The sequence below is a fragment of the Roseovarius arcticus genome (assembly GCF_006125015.1).
Taxonomy (GTDB): Bacteria; Pseudomonadota; Alphaproteobacteria; order Rhodobacterales; family Rhodobacteraceae; genus Roseovarius; species Roseovarius arcticus.
On record NZ_SZZN01000001.1, the window covers coordinates 1578349 to 1601022 of the forward strand.

The 22674-nt window shown below is 62.6% G+C and carries 19 protein-coding genes and 2 tRNA genes; 8 read left to right on the forward strand and 13 right to left on the reverse strand.

All coding sequences use genetic code 11. The features are described 5' to 3' along the window. Positions 1 to 281 precede the first annotated feature (281 nt). The 4 genes from MK6180000_RS07430 to MK6180000_RS07445 all read left to right on the forward strand — a co-directional run bounded on the left by MK6180000_RS07430 (position 282) and on the right by MK6180000_RS07445 (position 3694). A complete protein-coding gene (locus MK6180000_RS07430; RefSeq protein ID WP_138936394.1) occupies positions 282 to 920 on the forward strand; it encodes an SDR family NAD(P)-dependent oxidoreductase in 639 nt (212 codons plus the stop codon). 60 nt (positions 921 to 980) lie between these two features. Then, complete coding sequence (gene surE / locus MK6180000_RS07435) at positions 981 to 1763, forward strand: 5'/3'-nucleotidase SurE (RefSeq protein ID WP_138934159.1); 783 nt, start codon at positions 981 to 983, stop codon at positions 1761 to 1763. Next, positions 1760 to 2419: a protein-L-isoaspartate(D-aspartate) O-methyltransferase gene (locus MK6180000_RS07440; RefSeq protein ID WP_138934160.1), complete on the forward strand. Its 660-nt coding sequence runs from the start codon at positions 1760 to 1762 to the stop codon at positions 2417 to 2419. Before surE ends, MK6180000_RS07440 begins: the two co-directional genes overlap by 4 nt. A 66-nt stretch (positions 2420 to 2485) precedes the next feature. Further along, positions 2486 to 3694: a LysM peptidoglycan-binding domain-containing M23 family metallopeptidase gene (locus MK6180000_RS07445; RefSeq protein WP_138934161.1), complete on the forward strand. Its 1209-nt coding sequence runs from the start codon at positions 2486 to 2488 to the stop codon at positions 3692 to 3694. A gap of 96 nt (positions 3695 to 3790) precedes the next feature. Here the strand turns inward: MK6180000_RS07445 and MK6180000_RS07450 are convergent, their stop codons facing one another. After that, positions 3791 to 4663, reverse strand: a complete 873-nt coding sequence (locus MK6180000_RS07450; protein ID WP_138934162.1) for an NAD(P)-dependent oxidoreductase — start codon at positions 4661 to 4663, stop codon at positions 3791 to 3793. 111 nt (positions 4664 to 4774) lie between these two features. On the opposite strand from MK6180000_RS07450, the gene MK6180000_RS07455 reads away from it, so the two are divergent. Next, positions 4775 to 7249 (forward strand): penicillin acylase family protein, encoded by a 2475-nt coding sequence (locus tag MK6180000_RS07455; RefSeq protein WP_138934163.1) that lies wholly within the window; start codon positions 4775 to 4777, stop codon positions 7247 to 7249. Between the two features lie 4 nt (positions 7250 to 7253). Here MK6180000_RS07455 and hflX read toward each other — a convergent pair whose 3' ends face one another. The 9 genes from hflX to dusB all read right to left on the reverse strand — a co-directional run bounded on the left by hflX (position 7254) and on the right by dusB (position 19271). Further along, complete coding sequence (gene hflX, locus MK6180000_RS07460; RefSeq protein ID WP_425466830.1) at positions 7254 to 8582, reverse strand: GTPase HflX; 1329 nt, start codon at positions 8580 to 8582, stop codon at positions 7254 to 7256. Between the two features lie 24 nt (positions 8583 to 8606). Then, entirely contained in the window at positions 8607 to 8846 is a 240-nt protein-coding gene (hfq, locus tag MK6180000_RS07465) for an RNA chaperone Hfq (RefSeq protein ID WP_138934164.1), read from the reverse strand. Between the two features lie 157 nt (positions 8847 to 9003). Continuing rightward, positions 9004 to 10545: a TrkH family potassium uptake protein gene (locus MK6180000_RS07470; protein ID WP_138934165.1), complete on the reverse strand. Its 1542-nt coding sequence runs from the start codon at positions 10543 to 10545 to the stop codon at positions 9004 to 9006. Between the two features lie 3 nt (positions 10546 to 10548). After that, on the reverse strand, positions 10549 to 11925 hold the full coding sequence (gene trkA, locus MK6180000_RS07475; RefSeq protein ID WP_138934166.1) for a Trk system potassium transporter TrkA: 1377 nt from the start codon (positions 11923 to 11925) through the stop codon (positions 10549 to 10551). A gap of 158 nt (positions 11926 to 12083) precedes the next feature. Continuing rightward, positions 12084 to 13466 (reverse strand): nitrogen assimilation response regulator NtrX, encoded by a 1383-nt coding sequence (gene ntrX / locus MK6180000_RS07480; protein WP_138934167.1) that lies wholly within the window; start codon positions 13464 to 13466, stop codon positions 12084 to 12086. Beyond that, positions 13463 to 15745 (reverse strand): sensor histidine kinase NtrY-like, encoded by a 2283-nt coding sequence (locus MK6180000_RS07485; RefSeq protein ID WP_138934168.1) that lies wholly within the window; start codon positions 15743 to 15745, stop codon positions 13463 to 13465. The genes ntrX and MK6180000_RS07485 overlap by 4 nt, the downstream gene beginning before the upstream one ends. Before the next feature lie 93 nt (positions 15746 to 15838). Next, positions 15839 to 17194, reverse strand: coding sequence for a response regulator (locus MK6180000_RS07490; RefSeq protein ID WP_138934169.1), 1356 nt, complete (start codon positions 17192 to 17194; stop codon positions 15839 to 15841). After that, positions 17194 to 18270 (reverse strand): two-component system sensor histidine kinase NtrB, encoded by a 1077-nt coding sequence (locus MK6180000_RS07495; protein ID WP_138934170.1) that lies wholly within the window; start codon positions 18268 to 18270, stop codon positions 17194 to 17196. The genes MK6180000_RS07490 and MK6180000_RS07495 overlap by 1 nt, the downstream gene beginning before the upstream one ends. After that, complete coding sequence (dusB, locus tag MK6180000_RS07500; protein WP_246040454.1) at positions 18267 to 19271, reverse strand: tRNA dihydrouridine synthase DusB; 1005 nt, start codon at positions 19269 to 19271, stop codon at positions 18267 to 18269. Before dusB ends, MK6180000_RS07495 begins: the two co-directional genes overlap by 4 nt. 96 nt (positions 19272 to 19367) lie before the next feature. Between dusB and MK6180000_RS07505 the strand changes: the two genes are divergently transcribed. Genes MK6180000_RS07505 through MK6180000_RS07515 form a run of 3 tightly spaced genes read left to right on the forward strand, consistent with a single transcriptional unit; the run spans position 19368 to position 21462 of the window. After that, positions 19368 to 20498 (forward strand): bifunctional 2-C-methyl-D-erythritol 4-phosphate cytidylyltransferase/2-C-methyl-D-erythritol 2,4-cyclodiphosphate synthase, encoded by a 1131-nt coding sequence (locus tag MK6180000_RS07505; RefSeq protein ID WP_138934171.1) that lies wholly within the window; start codon positions 19368 to 19370, stop codon positions 20496 to 20498. After that, entirely contained in the window at positions 20495 to 20992 is a 498-nt protein-coding gene (locus tag MK6180000_RS07510; RefSeq protein WP_138934172.1) for a phosphatidylglycerophosphatase A family protein, read from the forward strand. The genes MK6180000_RS07505 and MK6180000_RS07510 overlap by 4 nt, the downstream gene beginning before the upstream one ends. Next, positions 20989 to 21462, forward strand: a complete 474-nt coding sequence (locus MK6180000_RS07515) for a CinA family protein (RefSeq protein WP_138934173.1) — start codon at positions 20989 to 20991, stop codon at positions 21460 to 21462. Before MK6180000_RS07510 ends, MK6180000_RS07515 begins: the two co-directional genes overlap by 4 nt. On the opposite strand, the gene MK6180000_RS07520 is transcribed toward MK6180000_RS07515, so the two are convergent. The 3 genes from MK6180000_RS07520 to MK6180000_RS07535 all read right to left on the reverse strand — a co-directional run bounded on the left by MK6180000_RS07520 (position 21453) and on the right by MK6180000_RS07535 (position 22568). Beyond that, entirely contained in the window at positions 21453 to 21899 is a 447-nt protein-coding gene (locus MK6180000_RS07520; protein ID WP_138934174.1) for a type II toxin-antitoxin system RatA family toxin, read from the reverse strand. The genes MK6180000_RS07515 and MK6180000_RS07520 overlap by 10 nt on opposite strands. Before the next feature lie 358 nt (positions 21900 to 22257). Further along, a tRNA-Asp gene (locus tag MK6180000_RS07530) sits at positions 22258 to 22334 on the reverse strand. A gap of 157 nt (positions 22335 to 22491) precedes the next feature. After that, positions 22492 to 22568, reverse strand: a tRNA-Asp gene (locus MK6180000_RS07535). Between the last annotated feature and the right edge of the window lie 106 nt (positions 22569 to 22674).

Consider the following 22674-nt stretch of genomic DNA (forward strand, 5'->3'; position numbering starts at 1 on the left):
GGAGCAGTGATGTCGAAAAAGGTAACGTCGCGCACCCGAGATGCACCGCTACCTCAGAAAATACAAGTGCCTTGGCAGTTTTCAGGGGTGCAACGGCGGTCTGCCGCCGATCCCAGCGGCGGATAGCCTCGGTTCTAACCGAAAGAGCGCCTCTAACGGCATCCACAATGCGCGGGATACAAACACAAACGCTTTCAAAGGTATCAGGCGGCCCGCTTATGCGGGCGCGCGCCAGCTTCGCCACCCTTGACGCCGCCGCGCCCGGCAGGCAAACCGCCGATATGACACAAGTAGCCCTCATCACCGGCGCCTCGCGCGGCCTTGGCGCGGCCCTCGCTGAGGAGCTTAGCGCCTCGCATCATGTCGTCGCCGTGGCCCGCACCACCGGCGCGCTGGAGGAGTTGGACGACCGGATTCAGGCGGCCGGCCACTCTGCCACGCTGGCGCCGATGGACATCAACAACGTCGATGCGATGCGCCAACTCTGCCGCAGCATCTATGACCGGTGGGGCGCCATCCATATCTGGGCGCACACTGCTGTCCACGCGGCGCCGCTTAGCCCCGCGATGCACATAGATGCGCGCGACTGGGATAAATCCGTCGCGACCAACGTGACGGCAACGGGCCATCTGATCCCCTTTATCGCGCCACTCTTGGGCGAGGATGGTCAGGCGATGTTCTTTGAGGATTTCAAGGCGGGTGAAAAATTCGCCGGCGCATATGGCGCGACCAAGGCGGCGCAAATCGCCCTTGCCCGTTCGTGGCAGGCCGAAAGCGCCAAACACGGGCCCAAGGTGCATATTGTCAGCCCTGCCCCCATGGCCACCGCGACGCGTGCGCGATTCTATCCCGGCGAGGACCGCGAGGCGCTGGCATCGCCGCAAAGTGAGGCGCGCCGCCTGTTGACCCTTCTGGGATAGGCGCTTGCCCGCCGCCTGACTGCCGTTTAGACAGAACGGAGCAGGCTGGAGGGCGAATTCTTGCGCATCTTGATTACCAACGACGACGGCATCAACGCACCGGGCCTCGCAGTCCTCAGCGAGATCGCCGAAGCACTGGCTGGCCCCGGCGGAGAAGTGTGGTGCGTCGCGCCCGCGTTTGAGCAATCTGGCGTCGGTCATGCCATTTCCTATACCCAGCCTATGATGGTCAGCGAGCTGTCCCCGCGCCGCTATGCCGTGCAAGGCAGCCCTGCCGATTGCGTGCTGGCGGGGCTGCACGACATTCTGAACGGTAATCCCCCCGATCTGGTCCTCTCGGGCGTCAACCGGGGCAATAACGCGGCCGAAAATGCCGTCTATTCCGGCACGCTTGGCGCGGCGATGGAGGCCGCACTTCAAGGCGTGCGCGCCATCGCGCTTAGCCAGTTTTACGGACCTGCCAATCGCGATCTGGACGACACGTTTGACGCATCGCGTCAGCATGGACTGGCGACGGTTCAGCGCCTGCTGGACAAGGGCGTGTGGAACAATGACGACTACGGCATCTTTTATAACGTTAATTTCCCGCCAGTTCCGGCCAGCGGCGTAAAGGGACTGCGCGCCGCTCGTCAGGGCTTTCGCCGTGACATCGGCTTTGGCGTGCAGCCGCACACGTCGCCCTCGGGCCGCCGTTTCCTGTGGGTCACGGGCGCGCCGCAGCAAGAGCCGACGTCGCCCGGATCAGATGCGGCAGTCAATCTGGATGGCTACATCTCGGTCACGCCCATGCGCGCCGACCTGACCGCACACGATATTCTGGAGCCGCTGAAAGCCATCGAATGAGCGAAGAGTTGCCGGACACCGCCGAACGCAAGATGCAGTTCCTCTATGCCCTCCGCTCCAAGGGGGTGACGGACAAGCGCGTGCTGTCGGCGATGGAAAAAATTGACCGCGGGCCGTTCATCCGTGGCTACTTCTCGGGCCGCGCGTACGAGGATATGCCGCTGCCTATCGCCTGCGGGCAGACTATCAGCCAACCTTCGATCGTGGGCCTGATGACGCAGGCCTTGCGCCTTAGCCCGCGGGACAAGGTTCTGGAGGTCGGCACCGGGTCCGGCTATCAGGCCGCGATCCTCAGCCAGTTGGCGCGCCGCGTCTATACCATCGACCGCCACCGCCGCTTGGTGCAGGACGCAAGCGTGATCTTTCAGCAGCTTGATCTGACCAATATCACGGCACTGACCGCCGATGGCAGCTTTGGCCTGCCCGATCAGGCGCCATTTGATCGTATCCTCGTGACGGCAGCGGCCGAGGATCCGCCCGGACCGCTCTTGGCCCAGCTAAAGATCGGCGGTATCATGGTTGTTCCCGTGGGACAGTCGGATACAGTGCAGCGCCTGATCCGCGTTATCCGGCACGAAACAGGATATGACTATGATGAGTTGCGCCCGGTGCGGTTCGTTCCGCTGATCGAGGGGCTGGGCCGCGATACCGCCTAGGCGCGGCCCTCAAATTTAAGACGGCCCCCGCGTATTTTTGGGGAAGAGCATGAGGACGAAACCGACATGAGCAGCACGCAACCCTCCCTCCGGCGCCCCCGCCTTGCCGCCCTATTGGCAGGCAGCTGCGCAATGGCGCTCGCCGCGTGTGGCGACAATATGGATCTAGACATGCGCGGTCCTATCGGCGGGCTGGATACGGCGGGCGCGGCGCGCACCGCCACCGCCGACAGGCCCCGGCCGGATGCACGCGGGATCATCTCGTATCCCAGCTATCAGGTGGCGATTGCGGAGCGCGGCGATACCATCATCTCGCTCGCCTCGCGGATTGGCGTCGATCCGAATACCCTGGCAAGTTACAACGGCATCCAGACAGGCGATCCCCTGCGCCAAGGCGAGGTTATCGCCCTGCCCGGCCGCGTGACCGAGCCTGCGGGCGGCCCTATCATACCGGGCGGCAACGACATCACCCAGATCGCAGGCGCGGCCATCAACAATGCCTCGACCAGCCAGATCCAGACCAGCACGCTAACACCCGCCACAGGCACAGCCACTGGTCAAAGCGGGGCCGAGCCGGTGCGCCACAAGGTCGCCCGCGGCGAGACGGCATATACTATCGCGCGCCTCTACAACGTGTCGATCCGCAGTTTGGCTGAATGGAATGGCCTTGGTGCCGACTTTGGCGTGCGCGAGGGGCAGTTCCTGATTATCCCCGTCGCATTGCCGGGTCAGCGGACCGCCACTTTTGATGCCTCCGACGTGCCGGCGACGCAGCCGCCCGGTGCCGGATCACCCACACCCGAGCCACCCAGCGCCGCAAAGCCATTGCCGGCCGAGGATACCATGACCGCCGCCAAGGCCAAGGAGCAGCCCAAGGAAGCGCCCGATCTGGGCAAGCAGCAGACCACCGCGTCAGCGCCCAAAGCGCGGATGAGCTATCCGGTGCGCGGCGATATCGTGCGCCCCTATTCCAAAGGTAAAAACGACGGCATCGACATCGCCGCCAGCCCCGGCACCGCCGTCAAGGCCGCCGATAGCGGCACAGTGGCCGCAATAACCAAGGACACAAAAGGCACCCCGATCATTGTGGTGAAACACGCCAACAACCTGCTGACCGTCTATTCAAACGTTGAGAACGTCGCGGTCAAAACCGGCGACAACGTTAGCCGGGGCCAATCGCTTGCCAAGATCCCGGCAAGCGGCGTCGCAGCTGTCCATTTCGAGGTTCGCAACGGCTTTGACAGCCTTGATCCGGTGCCCTACCTGACCGAGTAATGAAATGTAGGCGCGCGCGGCCTCTGTCGACGCGCGCCTCGCATTTCATCTGGGCGCGAAGACACCCAACGCGCAGCGCCCGCCGCGCGCAAAACGTCAGCCAATATCGCGCAACCGTTTGAACAGGCTGGATGTGTCCCAGCGCCCGCCGCCCATTTTTTGCACGTCTTTGTAGAACTGATCGACCAGCGCAGTCACCGGCAACGACGCGCCATTCTCGTCCGCCGTCTTGAGGCAGATCCCCAGATCCTTGCGCATCCAGTCCACTGCGAATCCATGCTCGAATTGATCCGCCAGCATCGTGCCTGACCGATTATCCATCTGCCAACTGCCAGCCGCGCCCTGGCTGATCACTTCGACCACGGCGGCGCCGTCCAGCCCCGCCTTATCTGCGAAATGCAGTGCCTCGCTTAGTCCCTGTACCAGCCCGGCGATTGCGATCTGGTTGCACATCTTGGTCATCTGGCCCGCGCCGGATGCGCCGATCCGGCGGCAGAGCTTGGCATAGATGGACATTATAGGCTCGGCGGCGTCATACGCGGACTGGTCGCCGCCGCACATAATGGATAGCTGGCCATTTTCCGCCCCTGCCTGACCGCCAGAAACGGGGGCGTCGACGAAATGCAGGCCCTTGGCCGTTGCTGCCTCAAACAGCTCGGCAGTCACCGCCGCCGACACCGTGGTATGATCGACAAATGTCGCGCCAGCGGTCATGCCGGCAAACGCACCATCCTCGCCCAGGCAGACGCTACGCAAGTCATCATCGTTCCCGACGCAAGCCATGACGAAGTCTGCGCCTGCTGCCGCCTCGCGCGGGGTGGGCGCGGACGTACCGCCATGCTCGGCCACCCACGCCTCTGCCTTGGCGGCGGTGCGGTTATAGACGCACACGCTGTGGCCCGCCGCCGCCAGATGCCCTGCCATCGGATAGCCCATTACCCCCAAACCTAGAAATGCCAACTTTGCCATTCAGATACTCCCTATCTTCACATTGCCGCGTACGGCCATTGTCCTCGGATGCCATTCTGACTATTCCGTGGCGGGATAACAAGGTAAGCCAAGAAGGCAGGGCGGGGCGTGATGGCAGGGGTTTTCAAATGGCTGATGCGGATCGCGGGCGCACTTATTGCGCTGGCGGTGCTGGCTGTCTTGGGCCTATATTTCCTTTTGTCCCGTTCCCTGCCCGACTACGATAAAACGCTGGAAATCACCGGCCTCAGCGCACCTGTCGAGGTTGTGCGCGACAATGCCAACGTGCCGCATATCTTTGGCCAGTCTGAGGAGGACGTGTTTGAGGCGCTGGGATATGCCCATGCGCAGGACCGCCTTTGGCAAATGACCATCCTGCGCCGCAGCGCGCAGGGCCGCCTCTCAGAGGTCTTTGGCCCTCGCAGCCTGGCGATAGACAAGCTCCTCAGACGCTTTGACATCTATGGCGCGGCACGCCAATCGGTGAAGTGGCAGGATGCCGCCACCCTCGCCGCGCTGGATGCCTACGCGCGCGGCGTAAACGCTCGGCTGGCCGAGATTAACGATAGCGCGCTGGGTCGCGGTGCGCCCGAGATGTTCCTGTTCAACGCGCCGATATCGCCGTGGGTGCCCGCCGATTCCATCGCTATTATCAAGCTGCTCGCAGTGCAGTTGTCGCCGCATATGCAAAACGAGGTTCTGCGCGCCCGCACGTCGCTGATACTGGACGATCCGGCGCGCCTCATGGATATCTTGCCCGATGCGCCCGGCAGCGGCATCGCAGCACTACCGAAATACGCGGGCTTTTTCGAGCCCGGCGCGCTGCCCCGCTACGCAGGCGCGGGCCCGGCTGCGCGCGATCCGCTGTCGCCTGTGTCGCCCCCAAACCTTTCGGGCGCATCCAACGCCTTTGCCGCCGCGCCCGCGAGATCGGCGTCGGGCGGCACGCTATTGGCGAACGATCCGCATCTGGGCCTGACTGCGCCGTCGATTTGGTATCTGGCACGGCTGGAACTGGCGTCGGGCGGTGTCATCGGTGCCACGATCCCCGGCGTACCGCTGGTGCTGTCGGGGCGCAGCGACAGCTTGGGATGGGGCGTCACGTCGGCATATCTGGACGATCAGGACGTCCATATTGAGCAGTTGAACCCTGAGAACACGAACCAATACCGCACGCCCGACGGCTTTGCCGATTTTGTCACGCGCCGCTCGATCATCAAGATCAAGGACGCCGCCCCCGTCACGTTGACACTGCGCTACACCGATAACGGACCGGTATTGCCGGGCTCGCAATACGACTTGGGCAGCATTACGCCGCCGGGGCATGTGGCGTCACTGTCGTGGACCGCGCTTAGCCCGCGCGACACCACGATGAGCGCCGGTATCGCCCTGATGCGTGCCAGTACCGTAGACGAGGCGCTGGCCGCGGGTGAGGATTTTGTCGCCCCCGCGCAAATTCTGACCGTCGTAGATCAGGACCACATCGCGATGAAGCTGGTCGGCGCAATGCCCCGCCGCAGCGCCGAGCATGACACGCTGGGCCGCCTGCCCAGCCGCGGCTGGATCGCGCATAACCGCTGGCAGGGACGCTATCCCTATTCGGCAAATCCCGAATTCACCGACCCGCCGGGTGGTATCCTTGGCAATACCAATAACAAGATCGTGGACCGCCCGTTTCCTCTGCACGTCAGCCATCTGTGGGGCGACACGCAGCGCATCCATCGCTGGCAGCGCCTGATGCAGGGCCGCGAGGTGCATACGCGCGACAGCTTTGTCGAGGCGCAGCTGGATACAGTCAGCTTTACCGCCCGGTCGCTGTTACCACTTATCGCCGCCGATCTGTGGTTCACTGGCGAGAGCGCGGCCGAGGGCACCCCCCTACGCCTGCGCCAGCGCGCGCTAGAGCTGCTGGCTGGCTGGAACGGTGAGATGAACGAGCATAGCCCGGAGCCGTTGATTTATGCGGCTTGGCTGCGCGCGCTTGGCCAGCGATTGGCGCAGGACGAGCTGGGACCACTGGCACCTGAATTCACCCACACCGATCCAGTGTTCGTCGAACGCGTCTTTCGTGACATTGACGGCGCAGCAGCGTGGTGCGACGTAAAACAATCGGGGCCGGTCGAGACATGCCCCGATATTGCCCGACTTGCGCTAGACGATGCGCTGGTCTGGATCACAGGCCGCTATGGCACTGCGCTGGAATCGCTGCGTTGGGGCGACGCACATCAGGCGACGCAGGATCATCCTGTGCTGGGGACCGTGCCGGGCCTGCGTTACTTCGTGAATATCCGCCAATCAACGGGCGGGGGCGATCATACGCTGCAACGCGGGCGCACATCGGGCACCGGCGACAATCCATTTCAGAACGTCCATGCGGCGGGCTATCGCGGCGTCTACGACTTCGCCGATCCGGGCAGCAGCGTGTTCGTAATCTCGACCGGGCAGTCGGGTCATTTCCTCAGCCGGCATTATGACGATCTGGCGCAGCTGTGGCGCCGGGGCGAGTATATTCCGATGTCGCTGGATCCTGATCTGGCCCGCGCTGGCGCTGTGGGCATAACGGTGCTGATGCCGAAAGCTGAGTAGGCTCTTAGGCCAGCGCGTCGTACTCAGCACGCTGGCGGGCAGTCCAGCGCACGTTTATGGCGTAGCCGTCATCGCCCTGCGCCTCAGACTCGACCACGCCGCGTTCGTGCAGCCACGCGTGCTTGCGGCCCTCGGCATAGGGTAGCGCGATCTCTTCGCTGCGCGTGTCGCCGACCAAGACGCCGCCGATTTTATCAACCAGCGCTTGTATCCCCTCGCCTGTGACGGCTGAGATGGCCTGAACACCATCAGTCCGCTCGGCGCGGGTGATCATGGCGGCGCGGTCCTCATCGGTCATCAGATCAATCTTGTTCCAGACCTCAATGCGCGGCACACCGGCGTCCACCTTGAGGCTATCCAAAATCGCCTCGACATCGGCCTTTTGCGCCTCTGTTTCGGGATGGGATATGTCGCGCACGTGGCAGATCAGATCGGCGCTCAGAACCTCTTCCAACGTGGCGCGGAATGCGGCGACCAGCTCGGTCGGCAGGTCGCTGATGAAGCCTACTGTATCGCTCATGATCACCTCAGGCCCGCCGCCGGGCAGCGCGATGCGCCGCATGGTTGGATCCAGCGTGGCAAACAGCATGTCCTTGGCCATGACATCGGCGCCGGTCAGATGATTGAACAGGGTCGATTTGCCGGCGTTCGTATAGCCAACCAGCGCAACGATAGGAAATGGCACCTTAGCGCGCGCGGCGCGGTGCAAAGTGCGCGTCTTGGCGACTTTGTCTAGTTGGCGGCGCAAGCGCACCAGCTGCAGGTCAATCGCGCGGCGGTCCGCCTCGATCTGCGTCTCGCCGGGACCACCGACAAAGCCGAGTCCGCCGCGCTGCCGCTCAAGGTGGGTCCAGGCCCGCACAAGGCGTGTGCGCTGATAGCTGAGCGCGGCCATTTCCACCTGCAGCACACCCTCGCGGGTGGCGGCACGGTCGCTGAAAATCTCAAGGATGAGGCCGGTGCGGTCAAGGATCTTGACCCCCCACGCCTTTTCCAAATTGCGTTGCTGCACGGGCGTCACGGGACCGTCAATTAGAACCAGCTCTATTTCGTCCGCCTCAAAGCGAACGCGCAGTTCCTCAATCTTGCCTTTGCCGAACAGTTTGCCGGGGTTCACCTTGGGCAGGCGTATAACCGCACTTCCGACCACGTCGAGGCCGGGCAACGCGCGGCCAAGTGCCACCGCCTCGTCCAGCGCCAGATCAGGCTTGCGGGCGTTCCCGCCGGATTTGTAGGTGTCAGGATGCAGCACCCACGCACGCGTGTCGCGCACGCGGGTATCGAACGTGCCGTCCGCATCGGGGCGCAGTTCGAACTCGTCCTCGTCCATCATGTGAGGGATGCCAAGCTGTTCAAATCAGGCAGCGTCGCCACCGTCATAGAGACTGATCGGCTGCGACGGCATGATCGTGGAAACGGCGTGCTTGTATACCAACTGAGATTGCCCATCGCGGCGCAGCAGGATGCAAAAATTATCGAACCAAGTTATGACGCCCTGTAGTTTCACGCCGTTGATCAAAAAAACGGTAACGGGTGTCTTGGTCTTGCGCACTTCGTTCAGGAACACGTCCTGAAGGTTTTGACGTTCAGTTGCCATAGTTGGTCCTCAAATCCATTATTCTTGCTTTTTTGCCGCGGATCGGCATTCGGGTATCTTAGTGTATTAGCCAATATGGAGCGGTGAGTGGTGAGTTTCCAGTCCTAAAATCAAATGCCCCCCGCAGCTTGCATTCCTTGGCGAAAGGCTGCTCGCCTCAGTCGCGCCAGATACTGGGGCTGATAAGCGCGATGATCGCCAGCGTTTCAAGGCGGCCCAGCACCATTGCAGCACAGACCACCAGCTTGGCCATTGGGGCCATCAGGTTCAGCGCAATCGGCGCCTCGCCCGCGATTTGGGTCAGCGGGCCGGTTGTGGACAATGCGGCAATGGCGAGAATGATAGCCTGCTCAAATTCAATGCCCAATGCGGCCAGAACGACCGTAATCAGCGCCAGCGACATCGCGAACAGCATAAAGAAGATCCATGCCACGAACGCACCGTGGCGCCGTATCCGGCGGCTGCGCGCGCCTGCGCGACCCACCGACGAGGGGTGCACCAAACGCTCCATTTCGCGTTGGCCATTGAGATATAGCGCATAGACGCGCAGTAATTTGACCCCGCCTGCCGTAGTCGCGACGCCGCCGCCTACGAGCGCCACACCCATCAGGATCAGCCCCGGCGTGCCAAGGCCGGACCAGCTGCGCGCCGCGTCCCAATGCGCACTTTCAAAGCCAGTGGTCGACAGGAACGACAGAACGCTGAACATGCCGCCCCAGAGGGCACTTAGCGCCGATGGAAGATCCTCGATCTGATCGGCGCCCACAGCGGCGATCCAGTGGCGGGAGAACAGCAAAAGAGGCACGCCCAACACGATCAACATCCCGAGGCGAAACTCGGGATCATTGTGCAGGCCGGGGCGCGCTGAGGTGATTGTATCGGACGAAAACGTCATCCGAGACAGTGCAAACATCATAAAGAAAAAGATCACCGCCTCGCCGCCAACACCCGATCCGGCCTTTTCGACGCCGCCAATGGGCGAAATACCGCTGGTTGCCATTGTCGACATCGCGTGGATCAGCGCGACCAGTGGGCGGTCGCCACCAATAGCCAGAAAGAGCCACAGCGCGCCCGTCAGCGCGATATAGAGCGGCGCGAGCGCAGCCGTCACCTGCCAGACACGGCGGCCAGATCCGGCCCGTTGGAAGCGCCCCTCTTGGCCGTCACCCTGCCCCGGCTCGGCTGTGGCCGTCACCTCGAACCCGCCCAAATTGAGCGGGGCGAGGATGGCCGACGCCGCGATCCACATCAGCAGACCGCCCATCCAGCCAACCAGCCCGCGCCACAGATGCAGACTATCGACCAGTCTGCCCGGCTTCTCAAACAGGGTCGCGCCGGTGGTGGTAAAAGACGATACCATTTCGAAATAGGCATTCAGAAACGTCGTCGTGCGAAGCCCCTCATAGAATGGTATCGCCAAAAATATCGGCAGCCCGATAAAGGCGATAGAAAGCGAGAGAAGGTTGTCCAGATCGCTGGCCTCGCGGCGTTCATTGCCGCCCATCGCAACTGCGATCAGCCCGCTGACGATCAGCCCCAGCATGCCGGAATAGCCGAATGCGCGCGCGACGGTATGATTGTCCTGAGCCAGTGCATGCAGCGCCGGTATAAGCATCGCTGCCGATGTGATGGCCGCCAGCACGAGGATAAGCGGCATCCGGGCCAGCGGCGATTGCCGCAAGGAGCGGGCGCCCGGCATCGCTTAGAAAAAGTCGATCGAGACTTGAAGCAGCTGTTCCACACGCTCCACGTCCGATGCCATGGCGAAGATCACGATCACGTCGCCTTCCTCAATGCGCATAGCGCCTGTTGGCTTGAGAATTTTGTCTCCCTTCTGCACGGCGCCCACCAAGACACCTTCGGGAAAGTCGATGTCGCGGATCATGGTGCCCGCGATGGACGAGGTCGACATGACCTGCGCCTCGATCACTTCGGCCTCCGCGTCGCCGATCGAATAAACGCCGCGCACGCGCCCGTGCCGGATGTGGCGCAGAATGCTGCTGACGGTAGTGGCGCGCGGATTGATATAGGCGTCGACGCCCATTGGCTCTAGCAGTGGCACCAGTGTCGGATCGTTCAGCAACGCGATTGCAAAGGCGCAGCCCTCCGATTTGGCGCGCACGGCGGCCAGCATGTTCGTCTTGTCGTCGTCGGTAACGCACAGCACCGCGTCGGCGCGCGATATACCGGCCTCCTGCAGGATTGAACGGTCCAGCGCGTCGCCATTCAACACAATCGTCCGCTCCAGTGCGTCTGCCGCCCGCTCGGCGATGCGGCGATCGCGCTCAATCACCTTGGCGCGGATGCCGCGGCCCTTTGCCTCCAGCGCCTTGGCCACGGCGAGGCCGACATTGCCGCCGCCCAGGATGACAACCCGCTCTTGCTTGTGCGATTTCTTGCCGAAAACCTCCAGCGTACGAGGAATATCCTCGTTCGGTGCAAAGACGTAGCACTCGTCCCCGACGAATAACTGATCGCCCGCCTCTGGCGCGAACAGCCTGCCCTCTCGGCGTACAGCCAGTACGACCACCCGCAAAGTCGAGAAGAGGTCCGACAGCTGGCGCAGAGGCGTATTGACGACCGGGCAATCCTCCTCAAGCCTGAGGCCCATCAGCTTTGCCTTACCGCCAAGAAAAGTTTCGGTGTCGAAGGCGGCAGGCGCGGCAAGGCGCTGCAATGCGGCCTCGGCCACTTCTTTCTCGGGGCTGATCACCACGTCGATAGGCATGTGATCGCGCCGATAGAGGTCTGAGTAAATCGCGTCGAGGTAGGATTGGCTGCGCAGTCGCGCAATCTTGCGACTGATGGCAAAGACCGAATGGGCGACCTGGCAGGTCACCATGTTGACTTCGTCCGAGTGGGTGGCGGCGATGATCATGTCGGCGTCGCGCGCGCCTGCCCGCTCAAGGATATCGGGATAGCTGGCAAAGCCGCACAGGCCCTGCACATCCAGCGTATCGGTGGCGCGGCGCACGAGGTCGGGATTGCTGTCCACAACGGTCACGTCGTTATTTTCGCCCGACAGGTGGCGCGCGATCTGCCAGCCGACCTGGCCGGCGCCGCAAATGATGACCTTCATGTGATGTCCTTCAACACTGCGTTTCCCGATGTGGCAGGTTACGAGGGGGCGGTCAAATGATCTGATGGATCAAATACGCCCCCGCCCCGAAACAAAGGACATAGCCCCCTGGAAGTGGTTTGCTACGTCTGCCGTCATGGCGCCAGCCCGTCGCGCGCCTACCCCGTCCGCGCGCCCGCCTTGGACGATGTGACCACGCCCAGTGACTTCAGCTTGCGGTGTAGCGCGCTGCGCTCCATCCCGACGAATTCGGCAGTGCGGCTGATATTTCCGCCGTAACGGTTGATCTGGGTCAGCAGATACTCACGCTCGAATGCCTCGCGCGCTTCGCGCAGTGGCATAGTCGACAGCGCGCCCGACAGCACGACACGCCCATCAGAGGGGGCCGCATCCGTTTCGCCCGGCAGTTCACGCGCCTCAATCTCGCCCGCGCCATCGCCCAGAATCAGCACACGCTCGATCACGTTGCGCAGCTGGCGTACGTTGCCAGGCCAGCCCATCGTCTGAAGCTGCGCGCGCGCCTCAGCGCCCAATACACGCAGGGGCAAACCTTGAGTCTTGTTCAACATTTCGATGAAATAGTCGGCCAGCAGCGGAATATCGTCGCGTCGCTCTTCCAGCGCCGGCACCGCGATGGGCACCACGTTCAGACGGTGAAACAGTTCGCGGCGAAAGCGGCCCTCGGCGATCTCTTCTTCTAGATCGCGCGATGTGGACGATACGACGCGCAGATCCACCTGCACCTTGTCCGACCCGCCAACGCGCAGGAATTGCTGGTCAACCAGCACACGCAGGATCTTGGACTGGGTGCCTTGCGGCATGTCTGCGACCTCGTCGAAATAGATGATGCCGCCGTTGGCCTCCTCTAGCAGGCCCGGCTCGATCCCCTTTTCCTCGCTTTCGCGGCCAAATAGTACCTCCTCCATCCGCTCCGCCTCGATCGAGGCGCAACCGACGCTGACAAAGGGCGCACCAGCGCGGTTTGAATTGACATGGATATAGCGCGCGGCCAGTTCCTTGCCCGCGCCCGCCGGCCCGCTCAGCATCACGCGTCCGTTCGAGCGCGTGACCTTGTCCAATTGGCTCATAAGCCCGCGAAAGACCACGCTTTCGCCCATCATGTCGGCAGGTGTCGTCTCGCGCCGCTTGAGGCTGGTATTTTCGCGGCGCAGGCGGCTGGTTTCCATCCCGCGGCGAATGACGACCATCAACTGGTCGATATTAAACGGCTTTTCGATGAAATCATACGCACCCTGCTTGATCGCGGCGACCGCGATTTCGATGTTGCCATGGCCCGATATGATAACGACCGGCACTTCAGGATAGTCGCGCTTGACCGCCTTGAGGATGTCGATGCCGTCCATATTGCTATCTTTTAGCCAGATATCGAGAATCAGCAGCGCTGGCGGCTCGGCCGCGATGGAGGCCATCGCGTCATCGGAATTTCCGGCAAGGCGTGTGGTATACCCCTCGTCCTGCAAAATGTCGGAAATCAGTTCGCGGATGTCCCGCTCGTCGTCCACAATCAGAATATCGCTCATTCCATGCTCCCTTGCGCGTTGCCCGCGCTCTCTCGCTCAATGCTCATTTCAGTCGTTAAATCCAGCCGGATCACGGCCATGGCGCCAACATGCGCGCCCTCCTCAAAGGCGGCGGCGTCGGCCAGCGTTAGCGTGCCGCCATGTTCCTCGATGATCTTTTTTACAATTGGCAGGCCAAGGCCGGTGCCCTTGTCGCGCGTCGTTACATACGGCTCGAACAGTCGCGAGCGATCCTCGGGCAGGCCTATGCCATTGTCAGAGATCGTCAACTCGGCCCGGCCCTCCGCATAGGTGCTGCGCACCCGGATAATAGGTTGGAACCCCTCCGGAGCCTTACCTTTTTCCCGCAGTGTTTCAGTGGCTTCCCCGGCGTTCTTAATCAAGTTTGTCAATGCCTGAGATATCATCGTAGCATCCACATCAGCCCATAACGGCGCATCTGCCAGATCCACCTCTATTTGCACGTCGGGCTGGCCCGCCTCCTGTAGCAGGACGGCCTCGCGGATCAGCTGGGTCAGGCTCTCGGGCTTGCGCTGCGGTTCGGGCATGCGCGCGAATTTAGAGAATTCATCGACGATACGGCGCAAGTCATCGGTCTGGCGCACGATCACGTCAGTGAGCTGCCCGAGCGATGCGGCGTCTTCGTCGTTCAGCAGTTTGCTAAACTTGCGCTTGGTCCGCTCCGCAGACAGCTTGATGGGCGTCAGCGGGTTCTTAATTTCATGCGCGATGCGCTGCGCAACATCGCCCCAGGCGGCCATGCGCTGCGCCGAAACCAGATCGGTGACGTCGTCGAAGGCCACGACGTATCCCTCACGCCGCCCGGCGTCGGTGCGGCGGGTCGACATGCGCACTAGCAGGCTTTCCTGTTCGCCGCCGCGAGTCACGCGAACCTCGTCTTGAACAAAGCCACTGGCGCTTTTGCGCAGACGCTTGAACAGCTCTGCAAATTCAGGGACGGCGGCCGTTAGATCAACGGATTGACGATCCTCCTGCCAGTCCAGCAGCTTCTCAGCGGCGCGATTGACAAAGGTGATACGCCCCTTGGGATCAAGGCCGACAACGCCCGACGACACCGATCCCAGCACCGAATCAAACAGGCGGCGACGCCGCTCGATCTGCTCGGTATTGGACAGCAGCGCAGCGCGTTGGCCTTTTAATTGGCGGGTCATCTGGTTGAAAAAAGTGCTCAGCTGCGCGATCTCGTCGTCGCCCTCCTCCTCGCGGACTTGCACGTCGAGGTTTCCCGCGCCGATCTGCTGCGCGGCGCTGGTCAGGCGGCCCACGGGGCGTGCCAGACGCTCGGCAAACCAGAGGCCCAGCCAGACGGCCGCGAGGATCAGAATGACAGCAAAGCCCAAATAAAGCAGGCCGAATTCAAACAGGACGCGCCCCCGTTCACTTTCGCGCTGTTGATAGAAATTCGCGGTTTCCTTGGTCTCGTCCAGTAGGTTCAGGATCGCACCATCTACGTTGCGGCTGACGTAGAGAAAGCGGTCGGCAAAGCCCTCCAGCGGGATCAGCGCGCGAAACTCGTTATTGTCCCAGTCCTGAATGATCAGCAATCCGCCCGAGCGCGCCTCAGCCAGTTGCTGCACGGTCGGCTCTTCGAAATCGAACAGATAGGAGCTTTCGCCACGGGCGCGGATCTCTCCCGTGCCGTCAATGACGAACGCCTCGCGGAGGCCGCGCTGAATCTCGCGCTGGCCCTCGGACAGGATTTGCCGGATATCGCCGTCGTCCATAAAGACACTGCGCGCCTTAACCTCCTCCAGAAATTTCGCGACGGCCTCTGCATCGGTCACCAGGTCGCGGCGGTGCTCTTCCTCATAGGCCTCGGCGGCAGCGACCGAATTACTAACGACGCGGCCCACGCGGTCGGAAAACCATGCCTCAAGGCCCATATTCACCGAAAGCGTCGCGAATACCGCAACGGTGATCGTCGGCAAAAGGGCCATGATCGCGAAAACGCCGGTCAGGCGCAGGTGCAAGCGCGATCCGGCCGATTGGGACCGCCGGGCCGACACCATCCGCACCACTTTTTGCAGCACTAAAGCGGCAACAGAGATGACATAGACCAGATCAGCCAGCAGCACGATCCGCAGCACGTTCGACTGAGCGCCCTGATCCAGCGGGCCCATGACGAGGAACGTGACCAGCGCCAGCACCGGGCCCATGACGACCAGACCAAAGGTGGCAAAATTCTGAAACCGCCGTGCCCGGCGCAAACGCAAGATGCGATCCCAACCTGCCTTGCGTGTCCTTGCGGCCACTTGCATCCCCCAACAGCTCTGGCAAAGCCTAGCTTCGCCCACAATATGTAGTGGCACGTACAGGGGCAGGCCCAATTGCGCCACAGGTCTGTTGCGCTTTTACATCAATTTGCGGCGGCGTGTCACCTCAATATCCAGCGCAGTCATTTTTTTGCGCAAGGTATTGCGATTGATGCCGAGCAGGTCGGCGCATTTGGCCTGATTCCCGCCCACGGCATCCAATGCGATTCGCAGCAGCGGCGCCTCAACCTCGCGCAGAATGCGGGCATATACGCCGGGCGGTGGCAGTAATTGATCATGCAGGTCGAAATAGCGCTGCACATGGGTGCTGACGGCATCAGACAGCGTTTCGCTTTGCGCGGCTGCAAGGGGGGTCACAGCGGCGCGCGTCGACAAAAGGCCCATTACCTCGCTTTTTGTAATGGTCGGCGCGCGGCTCGCCTCCGAAAGGCGGCGCGCGGCATGTTCCAGCTCGCGCACGTTACCAGGCCAGTCATGGGCGCACATTGCCTCAAGCGCGTCAGGTGCAAGGCGGCGCGCATGACCGCCCGCCTCCTCGGCCAGATAGAGAAAATGCGTGGTAAGCAGTGCAATATCTTGGGCGCGCGCACGCAGCGGGGGCACGTCGATGACCGCGCCGGCGAGACGGTAATAAAGGTCGTCGCGTAGCCGACCAGCCAATGCGCCCACCTGTGCGGTGGCCATGATCCGCGGGTGCGGGCCATGGCCCTGCGCTGCAATGTCAATCAGGTGTAGCGCGCGCATCTGCGCATCGGCGCCAAAGTCATGCAGACCGTCCAGCAGGATCGTGCCGCCGCCTGCCCGCTCAAGGATCTTTTCGGCGGCGCCCTGCCCCGTTAGGCCCTCTGGCCCGGCGATGATGAACGGACGCGCGCGGCGATCCGACACGTCGTGAATGACACGCGCGATCAGCGATTTGCCCGTCCCCGATTCGCCCGAGATCCAGACCGGCAGATCGGTGTTCATTACCCGCGCCAGCACCCGAAACAGCGCTTGCATGGGCGCGCTTTGTCCGACGATGGGTAGCTCCTCAGGCGCGGCAGCCTCAGGGTTCGGCGCACGTGCGGCGCGGCGGCTATCCAGCGCGCGCGCGGTGCGCGCCATCAGATCAGGCAGGTCGAACGGCTTGGGCAGATAATCCCACGCCTCAGCCTCGGCGGCGCGAATTGCCGTCATGACGGTGTTCTGCGCCGAGATGATGATGACCGGCAGACCTGGCCTGTCGGCCGCGATTTTAGGCAGCATCTCTAGGCCGTTCCCATCTGGCATCATCACGTCCGAGATTACGGCGTCGCCCATCCCCTCGCCGATCCAGCGCATCAAAGTCGTCAGGCTGGACGTTGCGTGCACCTTGCACCCCGCCCGCGTCAGCGCCTGCGACAGAACCGTGCGGATCGTGCGATCGTCATCCGCGACCAGAACCGTGCCATCCATCAGACAGCCCTCCCTTCATGCGTCGCCAGTGGCAGCGACAACCTAAAAACTGTGCGACCGGGCCGCGATGTGACCGAGATCCAGCCGTCATGCGCGGCTATTATTTGTGCAGCCAATGCAAGGCCCAGACCTGTGCCATTCTCCCGTCCGGACACGAACGGCTCGAACAGACTGCCCGACAGCGATGGCGGCACGCCGGGACCGTCATCGACCACCTCAATCTGAAGCGGCAGCGGCGCGCCGGTGCCACCGCGAAGGTGCACGCCTTGTTCAAAATAGCTGCGTAGTGTGATCGTACCGCCCTCTGACGCCGCAACCTCGGCCGCGTTCTTTAGAAGGTTTTGAAGCACCTGTAGCAACATATCTGGGTCCGCCCATGCATCTGGCACCGATGGATCATAATCCTCGATAATCTTCATGTCGGCGGCAAAGCCCAGTTGCGCGCTGCGCCGCGCGCGTACCAGCACGTCATGGATGTTGACGGCGCGGCGGCTCGGCGGCGCAAGGTTGCCAAAACTCTCGACTTGGCCCAGCAGCGCGACGATCCGGCGGCTCTCGCTGACGATCAGATCAGTCAGCTCGCGATCTTCGCTGCTCAAACTCATCGACAGAAGTTGCGCGGCGCCGGTGATACCCGCCAACGGATTTTTAATTTCGTGCGCCAGCATTTCCGCCATGCCAATGACCGAGCGTGCAGCGCTGCGCGAGGGCGCATCCTGCACCATGCCGCCCGACATCGCGCGCGGGGAGACCAACATCAGCAAGGCGCCATCCGTACCCATGGGCGCGCATTGCAAGCTGCACTGAACCGGCGCGCGCCCCGCCGCCGCGATCCCGACCTCACCCACAAAAAGCGGGGCGGAATCGCTGCGTGCCCGCGCTAATGCAGCGCCCAGCGGCGCATCCAGCTGCATCAAGTCTCGCAAAGCTCGCCCGGAGGCGCTGCGGGCAGAGGCCCCCAGAAACGTCTCGGCAGCCGGATTGATTTGTGTGATGCAGTCATCCGTATCCAACAGTAGCGCCGGCACGGGCAGCGCCGCCCAAATCAATGCATCATCAAGTGCGCCGGGCGTCATGCAGCCATCCTTTCACAGCTGTCCACTGCATCGGGTATCAGGCGCAGAACGATCGCAGGATCCCCCGCCGTCAGGATGCTGCGGCGTAGGCCCGCGCCGGACCGCTCCAGATACCAGCCCAGATGTTTACGCGCCACGCGCAGGCCCAAATCTGCGCCATAGAACGACAGCATAGCCTCGTAATGCGTGCCGATCATATCAGCCAGCGCGCCGCCCTGCGGGACGGGCGGCGCGGGCGCGCCATAAACTGCATGCGCCACTTCGGCCAGCGCCCAGGGGCGCCCTTGCGCGCCGCGTCCGATCATTACGCCGTCCGCTTTTGAGGACGCCAGCGCCCGGCGAGCCGAGTCTGGCCCGGTGATATCGCCGTTGGCGATCACGGGGATGCGAACCACCGCCTTGACTGCGGCGATTGCTGCCCAGTCGGCGCTGCCCTTGTAGAACTGGCAGCGCGTGCGCCCGTGGATGGTGACCATAGCCACGCCTGCCTCTTCGGCCATCTGCGCCAGAAGGGCGGCGTTGTGCGTTGCATCGTCCCAGCCCAGCCGCATCTTGAGCGTCACAGGCACACTCACCGCGCGCACCACCGCCTCGATCAGGGTGCGCGCGTGGTCCGGATCGCGCATCAGCGCCGATCCGGCGGCGCCCGATCCGGCGGCGCGTGTCACCTTTTTGGCGGGGCAGCCCATGTTGATGTCTATTATGCGTGCGCCGCCGGCCTCAGCCATGCGTGCAGCCTCAGCCATCCAATACGCCTCGCACCCCGCGATCTGAACGGCGGTTGCAGCCGCGCCAAAGCCCAACTCGGCTTTTTCGCGTGCCGAAGGCTTTGCTTGTACCATTTCGCGGCACGCGATCATTTCGCTCACGACGAGCCCCGCGCCAAACTGCGCAACAAGGCTCCGAAACGGCAAATCGGTGATACCCGCCATCGGCGCCAGTAAGACGGGCGGCGCCTGCATCAGGTGTGTCAGGATAGGATCTGTCAGGGTTGGGCGCATGGGCATCCGTCACGGTGGCTCAGCCGCACTTCTACGCGGCGGCGGCGCGGACCGCAATGAATTGCGGGGGACGGCGCAGCGCGTTATCGTCCGGCCATGACATGCGCCGTTATCATAGTCGCCGCCGGACGCGGAACGCGCGCAGGCGGCGATCGTCCCAAGCAGTGGCAACCGCTAGCTGGGCTGCGCGTCATTGACTGGACCATCCGTGCATTTCAGGCGGTACCAGAGGTGGATCGCATGATGATCGTGCTGCACTCTGATGAGATTGCAAGATTTTCCCCACCAGAAGGCGTGTCGGTGACTGCGGGGGGCGCAACGCGCGCCGCCTCTGTCCGGGCGGGACTGGAGGCGCTTGAAGGCACCGGTTGCACGCGCGTCCTGATCCATGACGTTGCGCGCCCCTGCGCCTCGCCTGCCTTGATCCGCCGCGTACTGACTGCGCTGGAGGGTGCGCCCGCCGCCGCGCCGGCCATTGCTGTTACAGATGCGCTCTGGACCGGCCAGGGCGGTGTGGTGACCGGGATGCAGGATCGCGCGGGCCTTTTCCGCGCGCAGACGCCTCAGGGCTTTGACTTTGCCGCGATTCTCGCTGCGCACCTCAGCTATAACGGCGATGCACCAGACGATGTCGCGGTGGCGCGGGCTGCCGGGCTTGACGTGGTGATTGTGCCGGGCGATGACGATAACCTCAAGATTACGCACCCCCCCGATTTCGCACGGGCAGACGCCCTACTGAGAGGCAGAATGGATATTCGCATCGGCAACGGCTATGACGTGCACCGGTTTGGCCCCGGCGATCACGTGATGCTGTGCGGCGTCCGGGTGCCGCATGGGCGCGGCCTTCAGGGGCATTCAGATGCCGATGTGGGGCTGCACGCCATTTGCGACGCGATCTATGGCGCGTTGGCAATGGGCGATATCGGGCGGCATTTTCCACCATCAGACCCGCAGTGGAAAGGGGCCGAGAGTGATGTGTTCCTCCGGCACGCCGCCGCACTTGTGCGCGAGAATGGATATAATATCAGTAATATAGACCTCACTCTTGTTTGCGAACAGCCCAAAATCGGACCGGTGGCCGCCGCCATGCAAACCCGCTTAAGTGACATCACTGGCGTTGCGGCAGACCGCATTTCGGTCAAGGCGACCACGTCCGAGCGGCTTGGCTTTACCGGCCGCGAGGAGGGGATTGCGGCGCTCGCCTCGGTCCTGCTGGTGGCGCCATGAATTTTGCGACCATAATCGCGACCGTCGGCGGCGTCGGATACATGCGCCCTGCTCCGGGCACTTGGGGATCGCTGGTCGCGCTGCCGATGGCCGCTTTGCTCCACATCATTGGCGGGCCGTGGCTGCTATTGATTGCGATCATCGCGGCGTTTTTCGAAGGGCTGTGGGCGACGACGCAAGTGACCCGATGGGAGGACGATCACGACCCCGCACATGTGGTTATCGACGAAGTGGTCGGCCAGTGGATTGCCCTTCTGCCGCTGTCATTCGGTGCTTGGCACGCGGGCGCATCCATCTTTGCGCTCTGGCCCGGCTGGATCGCGGCCTTTGTGCTATTCCGCCTTTTCGACATTCTCAAGCCTGGGCCGATCGGCTGGGCCGACCGGCGCCACACGCCCTCAGGGGTCATGCTGGACGATGTGATTGCAGGCGCCTTTGCCGCAATCTGCGTGGCGCTGCTGGCGGCGTTGGCACATGGCGTGATGGGATCATGACGGCGCGCGAGGTCTTGGCCCGCGCCCGCGCCGCTGGCGTTATGATCGCCGCCGCAGAGAGTTGCACAGGCGGCATGGTGATGGCCGCGCTAACTGACGTGCCGGGCAGCTCGGATGTGGTTGAGCGTGGGTTTGTAACCTATTCTAATAATGCCAAAATTCAGATGTTGGGCGTATTGCCTGCAACGCTTGAGGCGCACGGCGCGATCAGCCCCGAAGTAGCCGCAGAAATGGCCGCCGGCGCGATGCTCCATTCGCAGGCCCAGCTGGCAGTCTCGATCACCGGCATCGCCGGCCCCGGCGGGTCAGAACACAAGCCTGAGGGCCGCGTCTGTTTTGGTGTGGCGCAGCAGGGCAAAGCTGTGATCGTCGAGGTTAAGGATTTTGGAGCACTCGGCCGTGCTGGTGTGCGCGGCGCCGCGCGGGATCACGCGCTATTTTTGCTGGCCGCAGCGTTGGGTCAGCCGTAAAGGGCCTGCGCGCGCCGCTCGAACGCGCGTACGATTCGCTGCATCGCGTCATAAAAGAAGAGCCCAGCAGCCGATTGCAAAATGCGATTGCGAAATTCGAAATCGACAAAGAAGTGAACGGTGCAACCACCCTCAGCGTCGGCGAATTTCCAATTGGAAATCATGTGCTTGAATGGTCCGTCCAGATATTGCGTGTCGATCTTCATATCGTCCGGAAACAGCGTCACGCGGCTGGCAAACGTCTCGCGGAACACCTTGAAGCTGATGACCAGATCTGCCTCCATCACCTCACTGCCATTTGTCTGCTTGGTCCGGCTGCGCACGCGCGCGGCGGCGGTCCATGGCAGGAATTCGGGGTAGTTGCCCACGTCTGCGACCAGATCGTACATCTGCTGCGCGCTATAGGGCAAATGTCGGGTTTCGGAATGGGTGGGCAAGGCCGCCTCCGGGGTATATTCGCGTGATTGTGGTGTCCTATGTCATGGACCAACGTGCAAATGACAAGGGGTTGCAGCCTTTTTGGAGGTAGATGAATGAACAGTCGCTGGCTCTTGAGGATGACCAGTTGGGCGCAAAATCCGCCTAGTGCGGGACGAGTCAAGTTTGTCCTTGCGATCATCGCCGTATGTGCCGCGCTCTATGCGGTGGAGCGATTTTATGGCTGGCCAGACGCATTAACACCGGATCGCGCGACGCAACGGGGCTATAGGCCGTAACGCGGTAATATGTGCGGTATTACAACGTATTGAACGGCAAAGCTCACGTGGCCTATCGCTTGGGCAAAGGTGGGTAAAGTGGCGCGGTTGACGGGACTCGAACCCGCGACCCCCGGCGTGACAGGCCGGTACTCTAACCAACTGAGCTACAACCGCGCGTGGCGTTGGGGATAGTTGAGCAATCCCGACCCGTCAATGGCGAAAAGAGGCGTTTCCGCGCCGCTTGCGCGATTTTATCTTGCAAGGGATACTACCGCGGCGGGCCGCTGGGTTATCTGCGATCTGATGTGAAATTTAGGATAGTCTGCAGCGGTGGCGCGGTTGACGGGACTCGAACCCGCGACCCCCGGCGTGACAGGCCGGTACTCTAACCAACTGAGCTACAACCGCCCACTGCAAGCGCGCCGTGCCATAGGACACCATCGCGCCCGCTGTCTTTAGTCGGCGGTTTGAGGGGCGTCAAGCGACAGTTGCAGCAATCTGTTGGCATTCTGGC

What these genes read in the sequence shown, in the direction of transcription:
- MK6180000_RS07430 (WP_138936394.1), top strand. Translation starts at nt 282, where the DNA reads ATGACACAAGTAGCCCTCATCACCGGCGCCTCGCGCGGCCTTGGCGCG.
- MK6180000_RS07440 (WP_138934160.1), top strand. Translation starts at nt 1,760, where the DNA reads ATGAGCGAAGAGTTGCCGGACACCGCCGAACGCAAGATGCAGTTCCTC.
- MK6180000_RS07445 (WP_138934161.1), top strand. Translation starts at nt 2,486, where the DNA reads ATGAGCAGCACGCAACCCTCCCTCCGGCGCCCCCGCCTTGCCGCCCTA.
- MK6180000_RS07450 (WP_138934162.1), bottom strand. Translation starts at nt 4,663, where the DNA reads ATGGCAAAGTTGGCATTTCTAGGTTTGGGGGTAATGGGCTATCCGATG.
- MK6180000_RS07455 (WP_138934163.1), top strand. Translation starts at nt 4,775, where the DNA reads ATGGCAGGGGTTTTCAAATGGCTGATGCGGATCGCGGGCGCACTTATT.
- hflX (WP_425466830.1), bottom strand. Translation starts at nt 8,582, where the DNA reads ATGATGGACGAGGACGAGTTCGAACTGCGCCCCGATGCGGACGGCACG.
- hfq (WP_138934164.1), bottom strand. Translation starts at nt 8,846, where the DNA reads ATGGCAACTGAACGTCAAAACCTTCAGGACGTGTTCCTGAACGAAGTG.
- MK6180000_RS07470 (WP_138934165.1), bottom strand. Translation starts at nt 10,545, where the DNA reads ATGCCGGGCGCCCGCTCCTTGCGGCAATCGCCGCTGGCCCGGATGCCG.
- trkA (WP_138934166.1), bottom strand. Translation starts at nt 11,925, where the DNA reads ATGAAGGTCATCATTTGCGGCGCCGGCCAGGTCGGCTGGCAGATCGCG.
- ntrX (WP_138934167.1), bottom strand. Translation starts at nt 13,466, where the DNA reads ATGAGCGATATTCTGATTGTGGACGACGAGCGGGACATCCGCGAACTG.
- MK6180000_RS07485 (WP_138934168.1), bottom strand. Translation starts at nt 15,745, where the DNA reads ATGCAAGTGGCCGCAAGGACACGCAAGGCAGGTTGGGATCGCATCTTG.
- MK6180000_RS07490 (WP_138934169.1), bottom strand. Translation starts at nt 17,194, where the DNA reads ATGGATGGCACGGTTCTGGTCGCGGATGACGATCGCACGATCCGCACG.
- MK6180000_RS07495 (WP_138934170.1), bottom strand. Translation starts at nt 18,270, where the DNA reads ATGACGCCCGGCGCACTTGATGATGCATTGATTTGGGCGGCGCTGCCC.
- dusB (WP_246040454.1), bottom strand. Translation starts at nt 19,271, where the DNA reads ATGCGCCCAACCCTGACAGATCCTATCCTGACACACCTGATGCAGGCG.
- MK6180000_RS07505 (WP_138934171.1), top strand. Translation starts at nt 19,368, where the DNA reads ATGACATGCGCCGTTATCATAGTCGCCGCCGGACGCGGAACGCGCGCA.
- MK6180000_RS07510 (WP_138934172.1), top strand. Translation starts at nt 20,495, where the DNA reads ATGAATTTTGCGACCATAATCGCGACCGTCGGCGGCGTCGGATACATG.
- MK6180000_RS07515 (WP_138934173.1), top strand. Translation starts at nt 20,989, where the DNA reads ATGACGGCGCGCGAGGTCTTGGCCCGCGCCCGCGCCGCTGGCGTTATG.